Raw genomic sequence first — 23,359 nt, 5'->3', positions numbered from 1 at the left:
AGAATGCGCATCGGACTAGTCACGCCCTCTTGGCCTGCCAGCGTTGCTGCAAATGGCATCGCCACCGCCGTTGCGCATATTGCTGATGGCCTGAAACATCACGGCCATCAGATCACGGTAATCCCCCACGCGGGTGCGGTCCATGATGACCCGGATGTGGTCAATCTGCCCGAGCCGCGCGCGTGGACATGGTCCGAAAAACTGATTGGCCGATTTGGCCGCAATACCGCCTCGATCCCCATTCGGGCCGAGCAGATCGCGCAGGCCGTGAACCAGGCCATCAAGACACGCAGAATCGAAGCCTTAATCATGGAAGAAACCAACGGCATCGCTGGCATGGTACAAAAACATGTGCCGATCCCTGTGATCGTTACTCTGCATGGGCCCATTGAGCTATACACTGACTTCCTGCCGGAAAAACCAGACGGATACGTCATAGGAACCCGGGTCAAACGTGAGGCTGAGACGTTTCGAACCTGTAGAGGAATTACCTCGCCCTCCCAAGCCGTGCTGGACCAGATGATCGCGCGCTATGGTGAGCCTGCCTGTCCCACCGCAATTGTCCCCAACCCAATGCCAATGGCCGCCCCAATCCCAGAAAAGGCTATCCGCGAGACGATCCGCAATATCCTATTCATCGGCCGCTATGACTCGATCAAGGGCGGGGATACAGTGCTAGAGGCATTTCTACAGATCGCCGAACAGGACCCAAACGTTCGGCTGACCTTCGTTGGATCAGACCCCGGTGTCCCCCTGTCCGGGCAGGTGCTGCAGCACATGGATCAGGCCTTGTTGGCCTATCCTGAGGCCATTCGAAACCGTATCGACTATCGAGGGCAGTTGGACCGGGACGCGATCGACACCCTGCGGATGCATCACGGCATCACGCTCATTGCGTCTCGGTATGAGAACTTCCCCTATGCCGCACTTGAGGCATTGTCCTGCGGTGCACCAACGGTGGCGACGGCGGTCGGCGGCGTTCCCGAGATCGTTGAGGACGAGATATCTGGTCTGTTGGTGCCTTCCGGTGATCCCGAGGCTATGGCAAAAGCCTGTTTTCGCCTGATCGCAGACCCGGATCTAGCCGTTCGGCTAGGCGCAAAGGGCCGAACCGAAGTTGTGGACCGGTTCCAGCCTGAAACAATCGCAAAAGACGTCGAGGCCCTTGTCCAACAAGTTTTGAACAAAGCGTAACCCGCGTTCAGGTCAAAGCCTGCACAGCCCAGGCCATACCCCAACCCACCAACGCGCCCGCTGGAACCAATGGGATCAACCTGACCTCGTGCAGGAGTGACACCCAGTTTTCGCGTCCCCCCTTGATGAGTAACAGGATGATCTCGGGGATGCGGTGCAAGGCAACCACGAACAGCGCTGCGGTGATTGAGTTAAAGCCCCAAATCGCAACCGACAGACCGATCCAAACGGTCGCGGCGCTGACAAGGCTCAGCATCGTCATTTCCCGGAACCGGCGCTGCGCGCTATATGCCTCGCGCAACAGGCCCGGTCCGATCAAAATTAATCCAATGGCGAGGATCTGGATCATACCGGCCACATCAGCGTATCGGTCATCGTAGAGAATACGCACAAGTGTCGGCGCAAACGTCATTAACGCACCGGCACCGAACATCGCCAGACCGTCAAAAAGAATGCGATAACGGTAATACCGACGACGCAACGCCTCAGCCGCATTGTCCTTCTGTAAGGCGGTGAAAACCTGCAGCCCCATCTGGGCGTGAATAGAATTCAAAAAGGTCTGAACCATATCCACGATCTGACGGGCGATGTAGTAAAATCCGAAAGAACTGGCGGACATGGCAAAGCCAAGAACAAAACGATCCGCCATAGTCATCACTGCTGTCAGGGCGGAATGGCCGATAATCCACTTGCCGCGGTCTATGATCACGCGAAAGTCTTTCCTGTTCCAGCGCATCCGCATCGCCGGCCCTTTGAACATTATGTAGCTGAGCGAAACCGTGATCAGGGCATTCGCGAAGTTGCCAAGCACCAAGGCCCAAATGTTTTTTAGCCAAAAGGCAAAGGCAATGGTCAGGACGGTTGTGCAAACCACAGTAATCAGCATCGCAATGCTGACCTCGCGGAATTTCATCTCGCGCTCATAGACAAACTTGGCGGGCGAAGCGAACCCGTTGATAATCGAAAACCCGCCAATCGCGGCTATCGCGTATGGCAGCGTCGGGTCGCCATAGCTGGATTGGATGTCAAACAACTGTGCATCTTGGCCCCACGCGACGCAAAAACCCAGAAGGACGCACACCAGAAGGATTAGAACCCCACGCAATATTTGTGCAGTCCAGCATGAACGCAGGAACCCATCATCCAACTCGCCTTCGCGAGTCAGGATAAGCGACCTAACCCCAAGATCGGAAAACATCTCAAGCACAAAGATAAAGGTCATCACTACCGCGAAGACCCCAAAAATCTCAGGCGTCAATATGCGCGTCAGAATAACGGTCGAAATGATCCGCGCCAGCACCTGCATAGCGAACACAATCGTTGACAGCGCTGCTGAGGCCAGAATCTTGTGCCTCAGACTTTCGCGGTCGTGCAACAGCCCGGATATGCGCTGGCTAATGAACTTCATTCCGAAACCCGCAGCACGCTAGAACCCGAACAGGTTGGCATCAGTGATGCCTTTGCGGACAAAGGCATCGTGGTCCGACTCGGGAGCCCAGCCCAGCACCTCTTTGGTGTGCTCATTGCTGAAAGGTGACAGATGTCCCCGCGATTTCCAGTCACTGTAAGACTGATTTTTCAGATCGCGCAGACCCACCACATATCGTTTGAGAAGGTATTTGACGCTGCCTGACAGATAAAAGGTCCAGAACGCCCCTTTCTTGACCTCGATCCGCGCGCCCAAGGCCTGATGGATCGCGTCAAAATAGTCTCGCGCGCTCATCATTGGCTCGCCGATAAGGTTGAACGACTGACCCACGGCCTCGTCCTTGTCGATCATCGCGATCAACGCGTCTGAGATGTCGTCGATCAGCACGAAAGGTAGGATGTTGTGCCCATCACCCCAGATCCGCACAGCACCGGCCCCGTGCCAGCGCCCAATACCCCAATGTTGCAGCGGCCCGCCTTTGCCGATCACAATTCCGGGGCGCGCGATCACCAGCGGCAACCCTTGCGTTCTGTGCATCTCCAAAAGCCGCTTTTCGCACTCAGCTTTTGACCGGGCATAGAGGTTACGGTCGCTCATATCGTCACCAAAGCTGGTCTGTTCGGTGATTGTTTTTGCCGGATCGGACATGTCATAGGACGCAATGGTCCCGGTATAAATCAGCCTTTTGACACCGGCCTTCTGCGCCGCTTCGGCCACACGAACGGCCACACCGACATCGTTTTCCAGACAGCCCTCCCATGTGCTATCCAGCGACTTGGCAAGGTTGTAGACAACTTCGATCCCATCCATCGCGGCGACCAAGCCATCTTTGTCGCGCAAAGAAACCGCAACGGTTTCAACCTGATCCGCAATGTCTTCAAAAGGTCCGTGGCGACCCCGGCTGAGCACCCGCACCTGACGGCCGGTTCTTACCAACGCACGTGTCAGATGCCGTCCGATGAAACCGGTGCCGCCTATCACCATGACAGTGGGTTTCAAAGGAACTGTTGGAACAACCGGGTCTGGGAAAGCGGTATATTCATCAGGGATCAATGCCGCAGTTTTCTCGATAGCCCCGATGACGGCACCGGCGGCCTCGGCCGAAAACCGGGCATCCACCGGTGTTTTGGACCGGATCGCTTCGTAGAACCGATCGAACGCTCCAATAAAGCTCAGCGCGTATGGGGATTTTCGGTTCAGCGAACTCAGTTGCTTGGCACCATTGACTATGCCTTCGCGCAGATGCTGACCTGCTAGACCCATTTGCTGACGAAATGGATTGATGACAATGTCCGATGTGTTCTCGCGCCGGATGGTTAATGTGTCGCTAGCATAGTCAAGCCGCGCCATCGCCGAAGACCCATGCACCACAACCGACCGGTCGTCCATAGTCTCGACCAATTCCAGATTGATCGTCAGATCGACATGCCCGGCCCGCGCTTGGATTTGCAGGCTTTGCGGCCGCACCTGACCGCCTTGCAAAGCCACTGGCTTTCCGACCTGCAACCGAAGATCCTGAAGCTCACCAAATAGATCAACCGCAAAAGCATAGAGGTGCGGGCCTAGTTCGAACAACAAATTTCGTGTTTCTTGCAGCATCCAAAGGCCATAAGGGCCGGATCGCAAAGGCGCTAAGGGAAAACGCCAGTTGAACTCGGCACTGTTGATGCGGCCCAGCGCGCCCGATCGACAGGTTTGTTTTAACCTCTCATACGAAGGCACGCCCAGGAAGTTATGACAGACGGCGGCCACACGCGCGGCCTCCTCGGCTGCCGACGCAACCACCTGGCAATCGGCTTGTGACAACGCAAAGGGTTTTTCGACCATAACGTGAAACCCCAGCTCAAGGCAGCGCTGCGCCAAATCAGCGTGGATATGCGGTGGGGTCAGGATATGGACCGCGTCACAAACATCGGCAGCGGCCATCTCCTCAATCGAAGTGAACGACTGCAAACCATAGGTGCCTGCGAAATCTGATGCCGCACTAGGTGAGACATCACAGATCGCTGTGAGGGTAATACCTTTGCAGGCCCGCAATGCATTTGCGTGCCAGGTTGCGATATATCCGGCCCCGATCAAGCCGACACGAATTTGGTTCAGGGACATATTCTTTTTCAACATAAATAACTATTTATACTCGATTATTTTCATGGGCGCCGCCCGTTTTCGGCGCCACATATAGGTCAGCATTCCAATAACATTGGGCAGTTTGGACAAGGTAAGTAGAACGGACTGACGCAACGCGGACTGGCGCGTTAGCCCGTCGCGCATGAGCCCCTTTGAGGTTCGCAGGTACGAAAGGATATAGACGACCAACACCGCTAGCGTGATCCAGAGGGAGAGGGCAAGCCCGAGCAAGGCAACGATTGGAAGGAACGCACCAAAGAACCAGACGCGCTTGCGTTCGCGCGTGAAATACTCACGATGCAGATCGCCGACCTGCGCGAACCCGTGCCCGGTGCGCACCGCGCGCTTCCACCATTGCGAAAACCGGGTCATCTCGGCGTCATGGCGGGTCATATTCAGCGGCAGGCGCTCGATTTTCCAGCCGGCCTTGCGAATGCGCAAACAGAATTCGTCATCCTCGGCCGCAATAACTGTATCATCAAATCCTCCCACGCTGTCAAAAGCCTGAACCCGCACCATCATGTCGCCGCCGCAGGTCAGAATCGAACCCGCAGGGCGGTGCCATTCGAAATCACACAGCGCATTGTAGACGCTCGCGTCAGGATGGATTTCCGCCCGCCAACCGGTGACAATCCCTAAGTCAGGGTTGGCGGCTAAAGCATCGGACGCCGCCTGGACCCACCCGGTTACAATTGCGCAGTCTCCGTCGATGAACTGAACAAAACCCAGCGGCTTGCCCAGCTCCTTCAATGCCGCATAGCCCGCGTTGCGGGCCCGTGCCGCGGTGAATGGGCGGGACAGGTCAAGCTCGACCACTTGTGCGCCGGCTTTGGTCGCCTGGTACACGCTGTCATCCGAAGAATTCGAATCCACATAGACGACGGCGGCTACACCTTCAGGCACCGACGCTAGACAGCGAACTAGCCGTTCGCCCTCATTCCGACCAATCAGTACCAGACCAATTGAAGGTTTTTCACCGTTCATCTGGAAGCTCCTGATCTGTCGTGTTGATAAGCTTTGCCAATCGGCTGGCTTCGGTCTTCTGATTGAACTCTGCAGTTACCTTGGCCCGGCCTTCCTGTCCCATTCGAGTACGCAAATCAGCATCGCTCAAAAGGTCACGAAGCCGTGAAGTAAGAGCATCGGCATTACCAGGCGGCACAAGGTAACCGCTGACCCCATCCTCGACCAGTTCCGAGATGCCGCCAACGCGGGTGGCAAGCACAGGCAGACCGCTGGCCATCGCCTCCATCAGCGTCACCGGAACACCTTCGGCGAAACTGGGCAGAACCAGCAAGTCGGCTTCAGACAGCCTATCGGCCACCTTGCTTTGCGAAAGGTATCCCGCAAACTTCACAACCGAACTGAGCCCGAGCGCATGTGTCCGCGCCTCAAGATCGCCACGTTCTGGCCCATCACCGATCAACGTCACGCTCAGGCCTGGGACGTCCGGCGCCAAACGCGACAGCGCTTCCAGAAGAACCGGGACGCCTTTTACGCCCGCCAACCGGCCAATAAAGAGAAGATGCGGTCGCGAGCGTTCAGACGCGCCTTGGCTTAAGTATTTCTCAGGGGTTATGCCGCAGTGAACAATTTTCAACTTATCCCAATGCTGCGGATCTGAAAAAACCATGCACTGACTGCGGCAGAAATCGCTAATGCAGGCAACAAACTTAGCCTCTCCGATTTTTGCGTCGATCCGCCAGTGTTTTGGCTCGAAAAAAACGTCCGGCCCATGGATTGTGAAGCTGAACGGTATGCCACTGATGCGGCTGGTCAGCATGGCCACCGTACAAGTCGCCGTAGCGATGTGGTTGTGAAGGTGACGCACGTTCCGGCGAGCCAGATGGTCCGCCAGCACAGCGGCTTCGGCAAAATAGAAGAGCTGATACAAAAGACCTTTCAAACCGGCGGGACGCGTCCTAAGGGCCAAACCTAGTGAAGCAAAATACCGTCCCGGGGCCTTAACAAGCGCCTTTAGATGGCACCCGATCAGGCGCAGCGGTGATTTCGCAGCAGCAATGACGTAAAACGTTTTCTCGAACTCTGCTTGTTGTTCAAGGCCTACATGATGCTCGACGCCCGTTTTGCGGATCGAGCAGGTTTCAACCTCGATCCCTTGATCCCGCAACGCAAAAATCTCTCGCTGAATGAACGTGTCGGTGGCACGCGGATACTCTCCAGTCAAATAGGCGATGGGTTGAGACGTGCTCATTGCTTCGACCCTTCGGGCAGCGATTTTGTCATCAGCTCAGCAAACGGTTTTTGTTTTGCGATATCAAAGTGCTCATGCAGGCGGGTCGTCTCAAACCGCAGCGGCTTCATGCGCGCATGCAATGTGGCTGAGCGCAGTAGCCCGGGCAATTTTGTACCAACGACGGGCACCTTCTCCAAAACTCTGCCAATGGCGTCCAACAGACGCCAACTGACCGGAACCACGAAGCGCGGCCATCCTCCTTTGCGCAGCGCAGCAACATATCCGGCTCGATCAGGTCGGTCATCATCGATCACATTAATCACCTCGACACCGTCGGCAGGGGTTGCTGCGGCTTGCACCAAAACTTGCGCAGTATGACTGACGTAACTAACCGGAACCTCCCCACGGCGCTCCATTTCCAGCAGCACAGGTCCAACCGGATACCCAAGATGCCCGTTCCAAAGATGCCCCGGTCCAAACACCGCCCCGGGGCGTAAGATCCACAAGTCAAATCCTGCTGCTTTGGCAGCAGCTAGTGCCTGCTGTTCCTGCTGCAATTTCAGCCAGCAATAAGCATCACGCGACTGTGGCGCGGATTCAAGCGGGCTTTCTTCGTTCAGCACAGCCCCCGGAGGCAACTGCTTACCATCATAGACTGACAGCGAACTGACCAATACCAGACGCGGCGCAGGTGTGCATGCCGCCATAGCAGAGAGCACCGATCCTGTAATGGCCTTGGTTTCCACGACCTGGCGATCAGCCGGCCCACTCATTATCGCCGCCGCGTGAATAATCGCGACGCAACCCGAAAACTGTTTCGCCAAAACCTCAGCCGCGTCTGGTCCGGCAAGATCCACCTCGAGGACCTCAATGCCATGATCACTAACCCAGGATTGTGGTGCAGATACTCTATTTCGGATTATTGCGATCACTTCATATCCCGCTGCGCGAGCCGACTCGACGGTTTTACAACCAATAAAGCCCCCTGCACCAGTTATACAAATCTTTAGATTTTTCATGGCGCTATCACCAAGCGTATGCCTTTGTGGCGTCTTTGCTTCAATTCAATTCCAATATCCACGTCACCAATCAACCTGACAAAATCAAAACAACTCGACCCTCTGCCTAAACGGGGAATTTGTCTATTTCGAGGGTTTTATAGAGTGAATCTTCATTTATTCGAATGGCCGCGACCAGATTTTCCCTCGCCTCTGAAAAATGCGCTTCAATGCCAAAAAGTTGTGCTCTTGCAGTCGCAAGCGACTCTTTTACATAGAGACATTGAGCGCGGACCGAGTTGAAACGTTGATCCAGACTAATCCCATGCTGCCGCAGCGGTACTTGATTGGAGTTGTTTCGCCTAGGTGTCCGTAGTGGAAGAGGCGATGCTGAGGCGCCTTATCAGGATGCCGCGTTGATTGCCCTATGCCACGCTGAAAGTCTAATGGCGTGAGACTTCGAAAAATTGGCCTGATCGCTACCATCAATCCGCGCTACAGTTGTTTGAGAACTGTGCCGCAATCCGCGTTTATTCTGAGTTGCGCGATGACGCAGAACAAGACTGTCCGCCCGAGGGCGCACGTCAACGTGTGTCCAGAAATCTCGCTGATCCAAATACGGATTCCGAGGCTTGCAATTAGATGCTTCACCTTACTGAGCAAAACCCGAACGACGTCAAACTCGGCTCTCCCCAATAGGATTTTCTTTGAATCAGAACAGTTGAGAGGATTTACGGCGTCACTAGGGTGGGCACAGCAACTCCAGCAGCAAGGAAACGACGACGGTACGTCCGTCGCGAATAGATCAAACCTTGCGAAGTATTCTGGTAAACCGGTTTCTGCCCACACTCTGGCCAGCTTGGTGGTCACCTTTCTCAGCGGTACAGATGGGCAGCCAAGCCTCTTTTCAGATGCGAGCGTGGCTTATGTCTCTGCCAAAACGATATATCGGGAATCAATTTGCTTGGATAGAGTGTCGTTAGAAACATTCGTCCTATACACAATCCGCAGAAACTCACCGCGGCCGCGTAGGTGGCAACGGCAGCTCCCAATGAAGCGCGGGAAATAATCGCAACAACACTCAATGCGCCTCCTGTCATCGAAACAGCCAGTATTGATCAGACGATCATCGCACTTTTGGTCTCCCTAAACGTAAGAATACGCATAGAGTCATGCGGCAGGATGAGATAAAAATTAAGTTGTGGTTCGAGAGATTCCCTCCGCCGGGAACGTTAAAACCAGCACCCCTGGCGGAACGTGGAGTCGCCCTGAAAAAACGGGGTAACTTCGACACAGTCGGTAAGAAATCATCGTGGTCATAAAGAAATTTCAGCAATGTGCCGCCAAAAGAGGGTACTCGTTTCTACAGCTACGACATTCAGTATCCTTCAGCAGGGATGAAAGAGTTTGGATATGAAATCAATCTACACGTTGCTTGCTTCGGTCTTGATTAGCCTTCTGGCCATACCAGCAATTGCACAGGAATACCGGTTTCAACCGGGGGACACATTGCGAATTGAAGTGTTGGAAGACGAGACTCTGAATCGTGACATCCTTGTAGCTCCAGATGGACAGATCAACCTGCCACTGGCTGGTAGCTTGCGGGCTGGTGGTCGGACGGCCGAACAAGTGCGCTCCGAATTGGCCGGCCGGCTGGCACCAAACTTCGCTTCACCCCCAAATGTCTTTGTTTCACTAGCCACGCTTAACGTTCCGGTACCACCACTGCCTGACGAAACTATCAACGTTTATGTAATTGGCGAGGCAGGCTCACCCGGCCGTCATTCACCTGTTCGAGGTACGACCCTTTTGCAATTTTTTGGCGAAATGGGCGGCTTCTCTCCCTTTGCTGCGACCAAGAGGGTTATGCTCCGTCGGACTGACAATTCGGGACAGGAAAGGGTGTATCAGTTCAACTATGATGCGATGCTGGACGGAACAGGGACCGGCGGGGCCACAAGACTGGTGGATGGCGATGTCATCGTGATCCCGCAACGTCGTCTGTTCGAATAAACCGGAAAGTATCTGACTCTTGAACTGCAATCATGTCCAACATGCCCTGCTAGTCGGTGCCACATGTGTCGTGGCACTTTCAAGCAATAGAGCTATTGCACAATCTGTTGAATTGGACCCGGGCGGCACGCAGTACGAATTAGGCATCGGCCAACGGGTTGAATCCGGTCGAAACCTTGGCCTGGATGTACCTGAAGAAGGACAGGGTACAATCCTATCGACCCTTTTGTCCTTTGGCATATCTAGCGAAACCCCGATCCAAAGTTTCAGTTTAGACGCGGTCACCGCTCTACGTTGGTCCGACCTTCCGGACCGGGGCAGCGAATTCGACATCGGCGATTCGATATTTGATCTCGACTACGGCCGCGAAAGTGCCAATTCTGGATTAAATCTTGGTTTAGATTTCTCAAGCTATGATATTGGATTTTTGAGATCTTTACGAGATTTTGTCGATGAGGACGGTGTCATTGACCTCCCTTCGGATTTCGACGACCTGACAGGTGACGGGACACGGAGAGAATACGCGCTTTCCTTCCAAATGGACTTCGGACGTCAGGACTTGGTAAGTTACTTTTTTCGATTTGATACGTCGAATCTGGATTACATCGATCAGACCAATCCCGACCTATTCGATGAATCCAACGTCAGCGCTAACGCTGGAATCGGTTTTCTCCTTTCACCCAGCACCACTGCTAGCCTGGACTTTTTTGCCGAGCAGTATGACCAAGACGATCCTGATGAAACCGATCGACGGACTTGGGAGGTAGTTTTTGGACTCTCACAGGAAATTGACGAAGCAAATCGATTTGGCGTTACACTGGGCTACACGGATATCGACGAACGAAATGAAATCTCGGACGACATTCTGGTAAGTGGCATTATTGGTAGCATCAATGCAGAAAGAGATTTGCCCAATGGCAACGTCTTTTTCACGGCTGAATCCGAAGTCGGCACCGCTGGACGACTGAACCGCGTGCGTGTCGGGCGCAGTCGCGACGTGGCAAATGGAAGCTTTAGCGCCAGTTTGGGCGTCGCTGTTGCCGGCGATGGAAAAACCGAACCGATTGGCAGCCTTTCCTATATGCAAGAATTTGGTGAGGATGAGGTGCGAGTGTACTTTGATCGCAACGTCGTCAATACAGCTGATGACGTTTTTCGTGACGAATACATCTTGGACGTCGGCTACATCTTCGGACTTGGGCCGTCTTCACGCCTTGGGCTCGGAGCGACGCATATCCTCACCGACGATACGGCGGTTGACCCGCGCACCCAGCGAACGGACTTAAATGCTGTGTACAGTTATGAACTGGAGTCTCAATGGATTATCAATACCGGAATCAATTATAGAGTCCGTGACGAAGACGGGCTTGGGCGAGCCGAGAGCCCTCTTGCTTTTTTCGCGATTGGACGCAACTTTGCGTGGCGCCCATAAGTCGGCAAATTCCTTTCTGAGTTTCGGTTAAAAATCTGGCGCTAGACCTAGGCGCAGAATTTGTAACTGGTGTGGCGCACACTACCGCTAGACCCAAAGCGAGACATCGCAACAATTTGGAATTTGCCGCTTTCAGACCGATTTGGCGACCTCAAAGCCATCCATAGTTGGTACGGCGGATCTGAACGATTTGACCCCACCAATGTACCGGATGCGACGTTTGACGAAGCGATAGTTGTCAATCCAGGAACAAAAAAGGAGACATGTGCCAGTTAAATATGGGGCAATTGGGGTTGTGCCGTGCCGCGCCTTGGCCATGCCCCTCACGAATCTCACGGGCACTAGGTTGCACTGGCCGTAGGCCGGTTCTTTGAGTTGGATTTGCGGCTTTCACGCAGGCGGAAACCTTCGTCGTTCATCTCAATAGTATGGCATGGTGATTGAGCCTATGGAGGATGGCCCCCGTTTGGCCCTAAGTTCCCAAAGTTTCCGTCCATTCCTCGAATGGCAGGATTGATGTGATGACTATCGAACCACGTTCATAGCGTTGGCTAATGACCTCGAACAGCAATTCGGTCTAGCGTGCTGCACAAGTCGTTGCCTATACGTGACCAATACTTCGAATTGGCTGCGGGGTGCTGGGCTGCCTTTCAAATTCAACGCGTCGCGGCAGGATAGGTTGGCGAATGCAAAGTCCCGCGCGACGAACCGGGCGGAATACAACGAGGCGCTCCGCCTTCGTGGCGATGTGCGGTCTCGTTTGCCGAGGGCACGATGTCTGGATGGTACGCCGCACGCAACGCCCATATCGACATAATCGCCGAGAAAGGTCGTAGAACTGGAAGAAGGCCGCCGGCTATGGCCAACGGCCACGCGGCGAGGCCCATACCGGGCGCTAAAAACAAGTTAACGGATCAGAGCTGCGCAGCCGCAATTTGGAGACAAAGACAACCGAAACTGAGATCGCTGTCAAAATTCTCAACCGCATGGCTCATCTCGGTCATGCCACCTATAAACGTGTCGCACAACGAACCGGAGAAAGGAGCAAATGCAGCCCTAGCGCTATTCGGTCAACGCGGTCCTGACCCACCTAAATTTTTGCGTCAGAATCTCTCAGAGGATAGTGGTTGATATGTTAGTATTTTGGCTAGGCTTTGTTCATTGATTTGACTTAAATATTTTCGCCACAGGTCTAAGGAGGCGCAATTGTGACGACACGACGCAACGTGCTTGCAGGTAGTCTGGCAACGGTCGCGTTGTCCGGATGCGGCTGGCGCGGACCCGATCGTGATGTCAGCGCCGAGGGCTTACCCGCAGTTCCGGTGGATATCCACAATCACATTTTCAATGCCACCGACGTACCTATCCCCGGATTTCTGGAACAGGTGTTGCTCCGTGACCCTGAAACCCCAGTCCCGGGGAGACCCTCAGTGGTGCGATCGATGGTTGGTTTGATTGTCGACATCGTGTTGGCCGCGCAGCGTACACCAACTGCGTCGCAGGAGCTTGAGGACATCGAAGGGCTGGAACGCCTAGTGATGCGCGATGGCGGCGATCTGTTGATAGAAGACCGAAGCGCCGTTGAAACCGGCTTACGCATACTCGAGGACAAAGTGGATGCGGCCGGGCGCAGGCGACTGGGTGCGTTTACTACCACGGGTACAATGCCAGACGAAACCGGTGATGAAGAGTTGTTTTCACTGTTGGCGGCGGAAACGAATGTCGCCGTGAACCCGGTTGGACTGGCTGGCAACATTCGCGAGGCTGGGCGCGAAGGAGAACAGGCGCGCCAGATGGCCGATGCGATCTATCGCGACGAGACCATCCGCGAAGCACCCACTTTCAAAACGCTTTCAAAACGCACCAATCCGGATCAGAGTTTGGCGCAGACACTGCTTTGGGCAGGGCTGCTGACGCGCAGTCGCGTGGATATACTTGGTGAATTAATCCGCCTCTACGCACATCAAAGCGTCAATGCTGATCCCAACGATCCCACTGGGTCAAACGGGATCAAACTGTTCTCTCCATCGCTTGTTGATTTCACATATTGGTTGCGTTCGGGGCAAGACAGCGATGCCGATCTCACTGGGCGCGACATTACTGACCAGATCACGCTTTTGTCGAAAATGTCGAAACTGGAACGCGGTGCCCTTTTGCTGCCGTTTGCTCCTTTTTGCCCACTGCGGGCCGCTTATTACAAGAGAAACGGCAACCCGAACTGGTTGGGGACCATACAGAACGCCGTCGAGAGTCAGGGTTTCGCGGGCGTCAAGCTTTATCCACCCATGGGATTTCTTCCACTGGGCAACGAAGAATTTGACAAGCCAGGCGCACGAAGGCCTCGAGCCATGACAGACCTTGGTATCAAGGGCGCTGAGATCGATACCGAATTGCGTGCTCTTTACGATTGGTGCGCCGCCGAAGATGTTCCGATCAAGACGCATGGCAACAACTCGTTGGGGGCGGATGCTTGCACCGGGCAGAATGCCTCGGCTGCAAACTGGCGCCCAGTATTGGAGACCTGGGCTTGGCGCAATCTTCGCATCAACATTGCCCATTTCGGCGGGTTTGACGAGGAAAGGTTCGAGGGTGATGACGGTTGCCCGACCGAAACAGAGGCTTACGAACGGCAGGCTGCCGCACTGATCGCGAAACATGAAAATCTCTATGTTGATCTGGGCTATTGGACCGACGTGACTGGTAGTAACCGGGACAGATCCACGGCGGTCACAAGATTACTGGATGCACTTCTGCGGCAGGAAGGTAAGCTGAAGCACCGGCTGATGTATGGCTCTGACTGGACGATGCTGGGCCGCGAGGACCAACATGCAAGCTATTACGACGATGTGCGAATTGCATTGAGCAAAACCATTCTGAGTGAAGATGAAAAGGTCGCAATTCTGGGGTCCAACGCATTGAGGTATCTGGGGCTGGACCGCCGGGGCAAACAGTATGATCGGCTGACGCAATTCTTCAAAAATGCCCCACAATACGCGACGGTCATCTCGCTGATACGACCATCTTCGAACCTGGCGGCACTGGCCCGCGACGCATTCGGACAGCGCTGACCATTCGGTTGGTGTTGACGGATACGGCACCTTTTTTTGGAATTTTCCAGATCAGCAGAAGAATGTGCTAGGATAGGACAATTTTTCGGTGTCTGCACTTCCTGTCTTGATCCGGGCCGCACGCATAGCGCCGAACGCTAGAGTGTGACCCGCGTGCAGTCTCAGGTCAGGTCGACGTTTCCCGAGCTAAGACATTTTCGCCTTTTTACAGAAATAAATTGGAGTAATTGAAATGAAACTCAGTCTGCTCAAACAATTTCTCTGCACCGCGCTGCCTTGTCTCGCTTTGTCGCTACCTGTCAATGCGCAAACAGTTTTTCTGGACCAGGGAGCTGACTGGACACCGGAAAGCCGAGAGAAATTCTATACTCAGGATCAAGGATCGCGCCTAATTCCACTGGCCTGGATCGAAGCGCTGACTATTCCGAGCGGAGAACCCTTCTTGCACGACGGCTTGGCTCGCTATGGTTATCTTGCCAATCCCAACGGGATCGATCCGCGCATTCCCGTGGGCTTTACAGTCGCCGGATCGCCAGATCATCTTGGCATGACATGCTCAGCCTGCCACACGCGTCAAATCGAGGTCAACGGGACCCCCTACCGTGTCGATGGCGGGCCGGGGATCGTCGACTTCCAGAGCTTTCTTGCCGACCTCAATGCAGCGATGGCCGCCGCGCTTGCAAATGACAGCTCGTTCACCGCCTTTGCAGATGCAGTTCTTGGCGCAGGCGCGACAGACACTGCCAAGGCCGAACTGCGTGTCGCTGCCGAGCTGTGGCACCTGAGGTTTGACACGATCATAAGCCGGTCGCTACCGGACCCGGCCTGGGGTCCATCGCGGCTGGACGCGGTGTCGATGATTTTCAACCGCGTTGCCGGTTTGGATATGGGCGAGCCGCCAGATTATATCATCGCCGATAATATAGCTGTCGCGGATGCGCCCACTCGCTATCCGTTTCTGTGGAACGCGGCGCGGCAGGATCGGACTCAATGGCCTGGTTTTGCCGAGAATGGAACCGACCTGCTGGGGTTGGCGCGTAATCTTGGTGAAGTTTACGGCGTGTTTGGAATTTTTCACCCCGAAGTTCAATCTGGAGCATTTCGACTTAATCGGAACTACGTGAAGGTTAATTCTGCCAATTTCGACGGCCTGCGCCGGCTTGAAGATCTTATCTGGAAAATTGGCCCGCCCAAATGGCCTTGGGAGTTGAACCGTGGTCTTGCAGAACAAGGCAAAGAGGTTTTCGACCGCGACCCCGAAAACGGAGGGTGCAAGGAATGTCACGGGATAAAACGCGGCGACCGGCTGTGGACATGGGCGACGCCGGTTCAAGATGTGGGTACCGATACGGCCGAGTGTCGCATTCTGGCGCGTACCGTGGATACTGGTGCAATGAACGGGGCACGAATTCCGGTACTCGGCGTGGACCTTGGCGCACGCGCAAGCGCTTTCGATCTGTTGAGTGCTTCGGTAATCGGCGCGATCATTCAAGATATCCTTAGCGTCGGAGATCAGTCGACGGTGGCACTGACGGCGGAACCTGAGTTGCCATCAGGCGTCGTGGATGAGCTAAAGGGCGCGTTCCGTCTGGACAATCCTAACGCTTTGACCGCCGGAGGCTGCGCCTATGAGGCCCGTGTTCTCGAAGGTATCTGGGCCGCCGCACCTTACCTGCACAATGGCTCTGTCGCCACGCTGGATGATCTTCTGAAACCGGCTGACCAACGGCGGGCGTCGTTCAAGATTGGCCCCAATTACGATATTGAGGCAGTGGGTCTGTCGGTCGAGCAGGATCGATTCGACTATGAGCTTCAAACCACCGATTGCAACGATCTTGGCAGCGGAAACAGCAATTGCGGCCATGAATACGGTACCGATCTGACTGATGATGATCGCCGCGCACTGCTGGAATACTTGAAGTCGCTGTAGCGCCTAGTCGCCAGGCGTTGAATTTGTCCCTTCCGATGTCTCGCCATCGGAAGGGGCGGGGATTACGCCCTGTTGCTGCAACCAGTCGGTTATGCCCCTCATCCGCACGGCGCGGTTTTCGGTCCATTCCTCAATCTGACCATCGTTGAACCCATAGTGATGCAGGCCGACCAATACTCCGTTCGCATTGAACACGGGCGAGCCGGATGAACCGCCTGCGGTATCGCATGTATGGCTGAAATCCGTTTCGTTTGCCCGACCATCAACCGGTAGCGCCATCACAGTGCAGTTGATGAAGGAAATCTGCTTTTCGTTGCCACCGGGATGCTGGATGATCGCCAGTTCCTCGGATATCACCGCTTCTGTGGCCACTGGATCGATGCTGTAAAAGCCGAACGTGTCGCCAGGAGTTCCATCCAGCCGGATCAGGCTGGCGTCGAGCTCAAAATTCACCAGCACTTCCTTCACTTCGGCACAGTCGAATTGCTGACCCAGTCGAAGGCGGTTATCAGCGGTTCGTTCGTATCCGAAGACCGCAATTGCGCTGCGGCAGGTAGCGGCGTCCGCCACGCAGTGCTGGTTTGTCAGAAGGTGGTCCCGGTTGATAAGGGTCCCGGTACAGCTGCGTGGTTTGCCACCTAGGAAAAAGGAAAGTTTGGCCACCGGCGCGCCCAAGTCGCGAATAGATTGCGGCACGGCAGCGTCATTGATATGCGCGGTTTCATCCTCACCGCCCCAGATCGAATACAGCGTGCCTGTTTCTGTCTCGATCGCCATTTCCTCAATCATCAATGACAGACCGTCAGGCCGTGTGTCCGAAAACAACGAGATGACGACCCGCCCGCCGGGGAACATGCCGGTCCAACGCCCATCGGTTCCGATGTCGGCAATGTCGTAAGACCGTCCGACGCCGTTCTCGCCTTCCACTTCGATTACCGCCGGCAATTCTGTGCCTTCGACCACGCGAAGAAACAACCGTATCGATTTCGCACCGACTTTGGAGAAGTCACTGCGCCACCAAATCGGACCATTGTCCCGAAAATCGTCACCGGTGACATTTACAGACAGATCAAGTACGCGGCCATCCACATGTGGTTCAATTGCCTGTTCCTGCGCCACTGCGGCGCCACAGGTTAGCACCAGACTGAGGGCAGCCAGTTTCACTCTAACAGTGCCGAAGTGTAATCCACGACGTCTCCCAAGCGGAAATCGATCTCATCTCCACCACGCGGCTTGATTTTCCCTTGATGACTCAGAGTATTCAGGTTGCAGCCGTCGACCCGCCGGAGTGGCTGATACCTGTTGTCCAGAGTATCGCCTACATAATTGTCGTTTACATAAAGGATGTATCTGTCGCGATTGGGCACATAGATCATTCGTCGGATCGAACCCCAGGCGTATTTCGTGACATCGCCGCTGGCTTGTAGGCATTGGATATGATCAACGGGAATCGCCTTGAGGCTGCCCTTGTAGGATACTGGCCCGTTTTCTTGCTCGACAACGATCTGAGTGTCCACAACGTTGATGGCCCGACTTACGTTCAGGCGACCGGATTTCAGCTTGCTCTGCAGGCCAAGGAAATGATCGGCGGTGTATATCAACCGATCCTTGACGATTTTGGGGGCAAGCTTTTGCTCGATCAGATCAGGGTAAAGGAATTCAGCCGCCGAAAAAATAAGCGATGCGGCTGCCGTTACCTGGGGAGCAGCCTGGGAGGTTCCGGACATGCGGCCCAATCTGTCGCCGGGAATGGTGCTGAGTACGTTGTCGGCGATTGCACCAATGTGAAACTCGCTGTTGTAATTTGAGCCTTTGGTCTGATCCCGATGCCAAAGCGAAGGGTTGCTTGGATCGCGGTCAAGCCCAACAACCGTAAGAACGTTGTCGAGCTGATGCATGCAAGCCGGAAAAATCCGGCAGTCTTCGCTGACATCTTTGTTTTCGTTCCCGGCCGCTGCCACCACAAGCATAGTACTGTCCAACGTGGCGATTTGGTCGCGCAGAAAGTCGCTGCTGCCAACTTCTCGGTCAAAACCCCAGCTCATATTGGCGATGCGCACGCCCTGGAATGCGTTGCTCTGTAGTTGTTGGATTACATTCAGGATATCCGCGGGCGAAGTGAACTCGCGGTTAATCGACCCAAAAATAACATTGGCTTCCGGATTGAGACCGACGATCCCACGCTGGTTCATAGGCGCGGAAATCAGGCCTACCACATGCAAACTGTGATCCCTGATTGGATGTGGGGCAGCCTCAATCTCGCCACAAGTGTTGGCCCCCTCTGGTAGAGCGTCCAATGTTAGATCGCAGTGGGTCCCCGCGCCGTCAGCATCCAGCACCAGAATACCGACATTGCCGCGATACTCTTCTGGTAGTTCCTCCTGTTCGGCGAATGGATGCTGGATAAGACGGAACAGTTCAACCTGCTGATCAAACAGCGGCTCATCTCGCACACCAAAATCGCTGGCTCCGCCGATGCTGACGATGTTGCGTTCTAGCGATTGGATCGCCAAATCCGTTCGTGAAATGTCAGGCGCATGGCTTTCAAGTGTCAACCCGGACTGTTTTGCACTGGGTCCGGCGAATTCCGTTTCATTCTTGGGTTGCTCATCTCCCATTTTGCTGAGCAGATCATAATATCGCGACTGCTCTTCTGGGCGCAACGGAACTTGAACTGAAAGCCCTGCCACCGGCAAGACCACTGTCTGTGATGTTGATCGGGTTTTCTTACCATAGAGTTGCGGATTCAATCGCTCGACTAGTGATTGGCAATCCGTCTCCCAGACTGAACAATCCACCATGTGACTCGGCGTGTATTGCGTGGGCACCCAGTCCGAGGGCACTTGGGTTTTGGTCAACAAGGTGTAGGATGAGAAGTCGTAGTCCGGAATACGCACTTTCAAATCCGGATGCCCCCTGAACCGCCACCTTGATGGAGAGCTTTCCAAACCTCCTACATGGGCTGACAAGTCGAGTAGCTGTTTTTCACTGACCGGATAGCGTTCGCGGCTGCAGATATGTGTATTGAGATCGCACAATACGTTGTCCAGATTTTGCGGAAAGTACGCTCCAAAAAACACGCCTTCCTGCCGCATCAAACGTTCTAAAAACAACCCTTCGGGGTTTGGAACCTCACGTGTGGCCAGGTTGCCCGTGTTGTAAAGTGTCTGATAAAGAAGCGAAATTTCGGCTGCTATTTTTACTTCGTCACCTGGCGACGAACGCCAGTCAAGTTCTGCCAAAGGACGAGCCGTGACGATTTCTGCTAGTGCCGGCGTTCCTGCAGTGGCCAGAGCAATCATCAGAACGCGTAACATTTTCTACCTCCTCAAGGAGCAACAAAACTCAGGTCCAGCGAGAAACGGGCATCTGCAAAGCCATGCACCATGACGGATGCGACGCTGGCATTCATCGGAACATCAACGTCGCAAACTTCTTCAGGCCCGTCGGCGAACGGTCGACAGTCAAACTCGCTGAGCGCCGCAAGCGCGTCGAATTTAAGATAGAGATCGGGATCTCCTTCGCCCGACTGGCGCACGACAAAGCGTGTCCCTCCCACAACGTCAAATGGGCCAAACCTGACACTTTCGTGTCGCGCAACCGTTACCGGCCCCTCAGTGAGCGTCGTAGGCTGACCTGACCCGCCCAGCACGGCAGGTGTGCAAATCGTGGTGTCGATGACAAATCCAGGCGCGGGTCCGTAGAGGCAGGCAATCCCGTTCATGTCAGAATGTGTGAGCGTCAGCGAGAAATCCCCCTGACCGTTGCAATGCGGGTAATGCATAACCGACAACGCGTCGTAGTCTGTAACTTCGCGCCAGTCCTGATCTTCGAAACAGGTTCCGGCATCGGGGCGGGTATGTTCGTGTCGGAAGCCCAACACATGACCGAGCTCGTGTCGCAAAATGCCTCGTAGCGTCAGTGCTCCGTTGGGATCGAGCGTAAACGAGCTTGGATCCATTGCGACTGTGCGTCCCGACCTCACCTCGTTCGGGAAGAAGGCGACGGCCAAAAACTGACCGCCGAAGTCGAACGGGCTCACGTCGAACAGCACATTGTTGTTCGAGGACGTACAGGCACTGTCTTCGGTAGCCACGTGAATGAAGTCGATATCCGCCGCTGCTTCCCAAGCAGCTGTAGCACCTGCCATTTCCGCGACCATCGCGGAATAGTTGGGGCCGAAACCTGTATCTACACAGTAGGTCAGCGCCCGTTTCTGCGCATTGCTCCACAGCAGATCAAGCCCGCCTTCTTGCGCCACGATAAGCTCTGGCACTTGGTCCCCTGTTGGTGGCACGACCAGAACATTTGCTTCGAAAAATTCACGCAGACGCTTTTCCCCTCGGATCGGGACATCGCCGTTAACGACCCACAAGTTGAGATTCTCGAAATGCGGGATCTGGGCCTTGAACTCTTCAAAACTCATTCCTGCAAATTGCTGGCGCGCTTCTTCGGCCAACTCACCCGAGGTGGCCCTGCCCTCTTCGGGTGAAACCGCTTGCGCATAGGCAGGTCCAACAATCAGGCAGGATAAAACAGAATATAAAAATACACGCATACTTAGCCTCCGCAAATAGTAGAGGATGACTTGCCTGGATGAATAATAATAGTGCAGGCCTCTTTTTACAGTATATCACAAACCTTGGGTTGAGTCGTCCTTTGCCATGAATCCTCAGCCCCACTGCAGGTTGCCTACGCTTTCCGATGCGCAAAATGGAAGTTAATTGCTCAATGCTCCGGAGGTTTCCACGGAAATCAATACGGTCCCGTCTTCCGCATCAAACCGGATTTCATAGCAATACTGATCCTCAACCGGAGTCTGACGGGGCAGAAAAAACCTGCGCGACGCGTCTCCTGCCTGGCTGTTGAACGGTGTAGCGGGAAAGAAACCTATTCGAGCGCGCACTTGGTTCTCTAGCGCGACGACCAAGAGATTTGCGTTTTGAGACCTTTGCGGATCAAACGTGTCGACAACCAAAACTGCCCGCGCTGATGGATCGGGCGGGGCTTGGACACAGATCTCGGTCGTGTCACCCGGCCCCAACCGAAGTTTCTCGGCTTTATCGCCTTGCGCGAGCCAAAGCGCGGTTCCTGCAAGCAACAATCCAATCGCAGTAATCATCAGGCGCATTCAGGGTCAGACAATCGCAAGCTCCACTTCTTGCACCGAGACAGCCGACGCCTCGGCTGAGCCTTGCAGGGGCACCGGAACAAGTTGCACCGAAATACTGTCACCGGACAACGCTCCTTCGGCGTCAAGTCGGCGCAATGCGCTGGTCAGGTCAACGGCAACCGATCTGTTCATGTCCATGCCATCATGGGTCTTGGTCGGCCCGAAGAACCCAACAGATGTCACGAAGTTGGGGTTGCCCACGGCCTGCGTATCGGCTCCGGCCTCTGGCAGATTCACGAAGACCCGCAATTGTGTGCCATCATTGGTCGGCAGGAGTCCTCGCAGAAACGCGTAGACCCGCTTTTCTTGGGCGCCAGCTGCTGTCAGAGCGTTGCTTGCATTCGGGTCGATCGCGGCGTTGAGCCGTTGCACATTTGCACTAAGCTGAACGTTGGCAGATTGGCCGGGGTCAATTGTGGCTTCAACCTCCTGCACCTCGCGCTGTACCAGTCCGGTTGCCGATCCCGGTGCACCATAGAGGTTGGCAAGATAGAGGTACCGCCCCGGATCGATGGGATCGACAACAGGTGGCGGCTCCAACCCGTAGGTATAGCCCAGTGGAACCACCTTAAGCAGTTCATTGACCGTATCGGTATAGCTGTTGCCGTCAGGATCAAAGAAATTGTCTGTAAACGGCATGTCCAGCCAAAGTTGATCGCTGCTGTTGGCATTGCCGTTTGCGTTCCATTGATCCCAGATTCGGTCAATGTTGCAGTGATGCATTTGGAATATAGGGTCCTGGGGTGAAGCGCCAGAACACATGAACGGCCCCAACACGATGCAATGCACGTTGTTGTGCGGGTTACTTTCCAACTCGCCCTGCGTTCCATTCATCATGATCCACATTGGCGAGGTATCGACCTGGCCGGCCGGACGAGATGAGCCGAATTCCTCGAAGGTCTGGCTTCCATAGATCGTGTCCATAACGTCTTGTCCGGTGATATCCTCACCCAGTTCATCTCCGGTACCAAGATTCCGCCCTTCCACGAACAACGGGTTAGGCTGACCATCAAATTCGGCGTCACCAAAGGCAGCCGGGAATCCGGGGTTCGCAGTCCAGTCCCAATAGGGCATCGCGAAATCGGTGTTTCCGGTCAATGCCCGAGCGGCCTGTTCGTACATGCGGATGTAACTGCGATGCCATGGAAGGAAATACCAGTTCCCGTGCGGACACAGGTTGAACCCCACTGTGAAATCTCCGTGGATATTGGCAAAACCTTCCCAACTCACATTTTGACCGTCCCGCGTTGGGTCCTTCATCATGGTTACGAAACTGCGCAGGGTAACTAGGTCGGGATCATCAAGATCCATATCGGCTAGGCTGCGCCGTAAAGGTGTCCCGGTCTGCGCCGCTGCCCGCAAGCCGGGCAAAGTACCCGAGAAAACTACCGCGCCATAGGCGGTGGTGCGTGCTAGAAAAACTCTGCGCTTCATGGTCAATCTCCTCGTTGAAAATTCTCTATTCTTCCCTCGCGTTTTTTCCGGCCGCATCGGCTCTGAAATAGCATTGGGTAGATCGCCGACTGAGGCGGTGCCTGACGAGATAGAATTTGAACAATTCAACTGTCTGGACGGAACGGGTCAGCCCCGATCTTACTTGTGAAAAACGCGTAAATTACGCGGCCACTAGTTTCTTGCCGCCGACGAACTCAAAGATTTATCAATCTCAATCGGCTGCAACCGGCAGTTACTCATTGATATGATACCACACGCACCAGTTACCTGGCCAAGGTTTTCTCATTGCACGGTTTGTCGGGTCAGTTGGGCAGTGGCCCGAGCCAGCTTACGTCATTGTGTG

At 54.6% G+C, this 23,359-nt stretch carries 15 protein-coding genes and 1 pseudogene; 5 read left to right on the top strand and 11 right to left on the bottom strand.

Annotation, left to right across the window (positions count from 1 at the left end):
- The first annotated feature begins 3 nt into the window (after nt 1–3).
- Nucleotides 4–1,194 (top strand): glycosyltransferase family 4 protein, encoded by a 1,191-nt coding sequence (locus ACR3FB_RS21205; protein ID WP_480565164.1) that lies wholly within the window; start codon nt 4–6, stop codon nt 1,192–1,194.
- Between the two features lie 7 nt (nt 1,195–1,201).
- On the opposite strand, the gene ACR3FB_RS21200 is transcribed toward ACR3FB_RS21205, so the two are convergent.
- Genes ACR3FB_RS21200 through ACR3FB_RS21180 form a run of 5 tightly spaced genes read right to left on the bottom strand, consistent with a single transcriptional unit; the run spans nt 1,202 to nt 7,966 of the window.
- Nucleotides 1,202–2,602 (bottom strand): oligosaccharide flippase family protein, encoded by a 1,401-nt coding sequence (locus tag ACR3FB_RS21200; protein ID WP_480565161.1) that lies wholly within the window; start codon nt 2,600–2,602, stop codon nt 1,202–1,204.
- A gap of 18 nt (nt 2,603–2,620) precedes the next feature.
- A complete protein-coding gene (locus tag ACR3FB_RS21195) occupies nt 2,621–4,729 on the bottom strand; it encodes an NAD-dependent epimerase/dehydratase family protein (protein ID WP_480565158.1) in 2,109 nt (702 codons plus the stop codon).
- A 21-nt stretch (nt 4,730–4,750) separates the two neighbouring features.
- Complete coding sequence (locus ACR3FB_RS21190) at nt 4,751–5,734, bottom strand: glycosyltransferase family 2 protein (protein WP_480565155.1); 984 nt, start codon at nt 5,732–5,734, stop codon at nt 4,751–4,753.
- Complete coding sequence (locus ACR3FB_RS21185) at nt 5,724–6,965, bottom strand: glycosyltransferase (RefSeq protein ID WP_480565152.1); 1,242 nt, start codon at nt 6,963–6,965, stop codon at nt 5,724–5,726. Before ACR3FB_RS21185 ends, ACR3FB_RS21190 begins: the two co-directional genes overlap by 11 nt.
- Nucleotides 6,962–7,966, bottom strand: coding sequence for an NAD-dependent epimerase/dehydratase family protein (locus ACR3FB_RS21180; RefSeq protein WP_480565149.1), 1,005 nt, complete (start codon nt 7,964–7,966; stop codon nt 6,962–6,964). Before ACR3FB_RS21180 ends, ACR3FB_RS21185 begins: the two co-directional genes overlap by 4 nt.
- A 1,392-nt stretch (nt 7,967–9,358) precedes the next feature.
- Here ACR3FB_RS21180 and ACR3FB_RS21175 point away from each other — a divergent pair.
- The gene (locus ACR3FB_RS21175; protein ID WP_425084704.1) at nt 9,359–9,958 is read left to right on the top strand and encodes a polysaccharide biosynthesis/export family protein; all 600 of its coding nucleotides are present in this window, start codon (nt 9,359–9,361) and stop codon (nt 9,956–9,958) included.
- Between the two features lie 70 nt (nt 9,959–10,028).
- Nucleotides 10,029–11,390, top strand: a complete 1,362-nt coding sequence (locus tag ACR3FB_RS21170; RefSeq protein WP_480565146.1) for a hypothetical protein — start codon at nt 10,029–10,031, stop codon at nt 11,388–11,390.
- Between the two features lie 341 nt (nt 11,391–11,731).
- On the opposite strand, the pseudogene ACR3FB_RS21165 reads toward ACR3FB_RS21170, so the two are convergent.
- Nucleotides 11,732–11,964: pseudogene (locus tag ACR3FB_RS21165) on the bottom strand (ATP-binding protein); the annotation flags it as partial.
- A gap of 634 nt (nt 11,965–12,598) precedes the next feature.
- Here ACR3FB_RS21165 and ACR3FB_RS21160 point away from each other — a divergent pair.
- Both ACR3FB_RS21160 and ACR3FB_RS21155 read left to right on the top strand, forming a co-directional pair.
- Complete coding sequence (locus ACR3FB_RS21160) at nt 12,599–14,458, top strand: amidohydrolase family protein (protein WP_425084706.1); 1,860 nt, start codon at nt 12,599–12,601, stop codon at nt 14,456–14,458.
- Between the two features lie 232 nt (nt 14,459–14,690).
- Nucleotides 14,691–16,388, top strand: coding sequence for a di-heme-cytochrome C peroxidase (locus ACR3FB_RS21155; protein WP_480565144.1), 1,698 nt, complete (start codon nt 14,691–14,693; stop codon nt 16,386–16,388).
- A 3-nt stretch (nt 16,389–16,391) separates the two neighbouring features.
- Here ACR3FB_RS21155 and ACR3FB_RS21150 read toward each other — a convergent pair whose 3' ends face one another.
- From ACR3FB_RS21150 to ACR3FB_RS21130, 5 genes are all read right to left on the bottom strand, one after another.
- Nucleotides 16,392–17,552 (bottom strand): trypsin-like serine peptidase, encoded by a 1,161-nt coding sequence (locus ACR3FB_RS21150; RefSeq protein WP_480565141.1) that lies wholly within the window; start codon nt 17,550–17,552, stop codon nt 16,392–16,394.
- The gene (locus ACR3FB_RS21145) at nt 17,549–19,705 is read right to left on the bottom strand and encodes a S8 family peptidase (protein WP_480565138.1); all 2,157 of its coding nucleotides are present in this window, start codon (nt 19,703–19,705) and stop codon (nt 17,549–17,551) included. The genes ACR3FB_RS21150 and ACR3FB_RS21145 overlap by 4 nt, the downstream gene beginning before the upstream one ends.
- An 11-nt stretch (nt 19,706–19,716) precedes the next feature.
- Nucleotides 19,717–20,946 carry a matrixin family metalloprotease gene (locus ACR3FB_RS21140; protein WP_480565135.1) on the bottom strand — a complete coding sequence of 410 codons (1,230 nt, stop codon included), beginning with the start codon at nt 20,944–20,946 and terminating at the stop codon, nt 19,717–19,719.
- A 162-nt stretch (nt 20,947–21,108) separates the two neighbouring features.
- Complete coding sequence (locus tag ACR3FB_RS21135) at nt 21,109–21,519, bottom strand: hypothetical protein (RefSeq protein WP_480566880.1); 411 nt, start codon at nt 21,517–21,519, stop codon at nt 21,109–21,111.
- Nucleotides 21,520–21,525: 6 nt separating this feature from the next.
- Nucleotides 21,526–22,995 carry a tyrosinase family protein gene (locus tag ACR3FB_RS21130; protein ID WP_480565129.1) on the bottom strand — a complete coding sequence of 490 codons (1,470 nt, stop codon included), beginning with the start codon at nt 22,993–22,995 and terminating at the stop codon, nt 21,526–21,528.
- Between the last annotated feature and the right edge of the window lie 364 nt (nt 22,996–23,359).

It is taken from the genome of Ruegeria sp. AO1 (assembly GCF_056535985.1).
The sequence above is the reverse complement of the archived record's forward strand: the minus strand, read 5'-3'. Positions and strand labels throughout refer to the sequence as shown.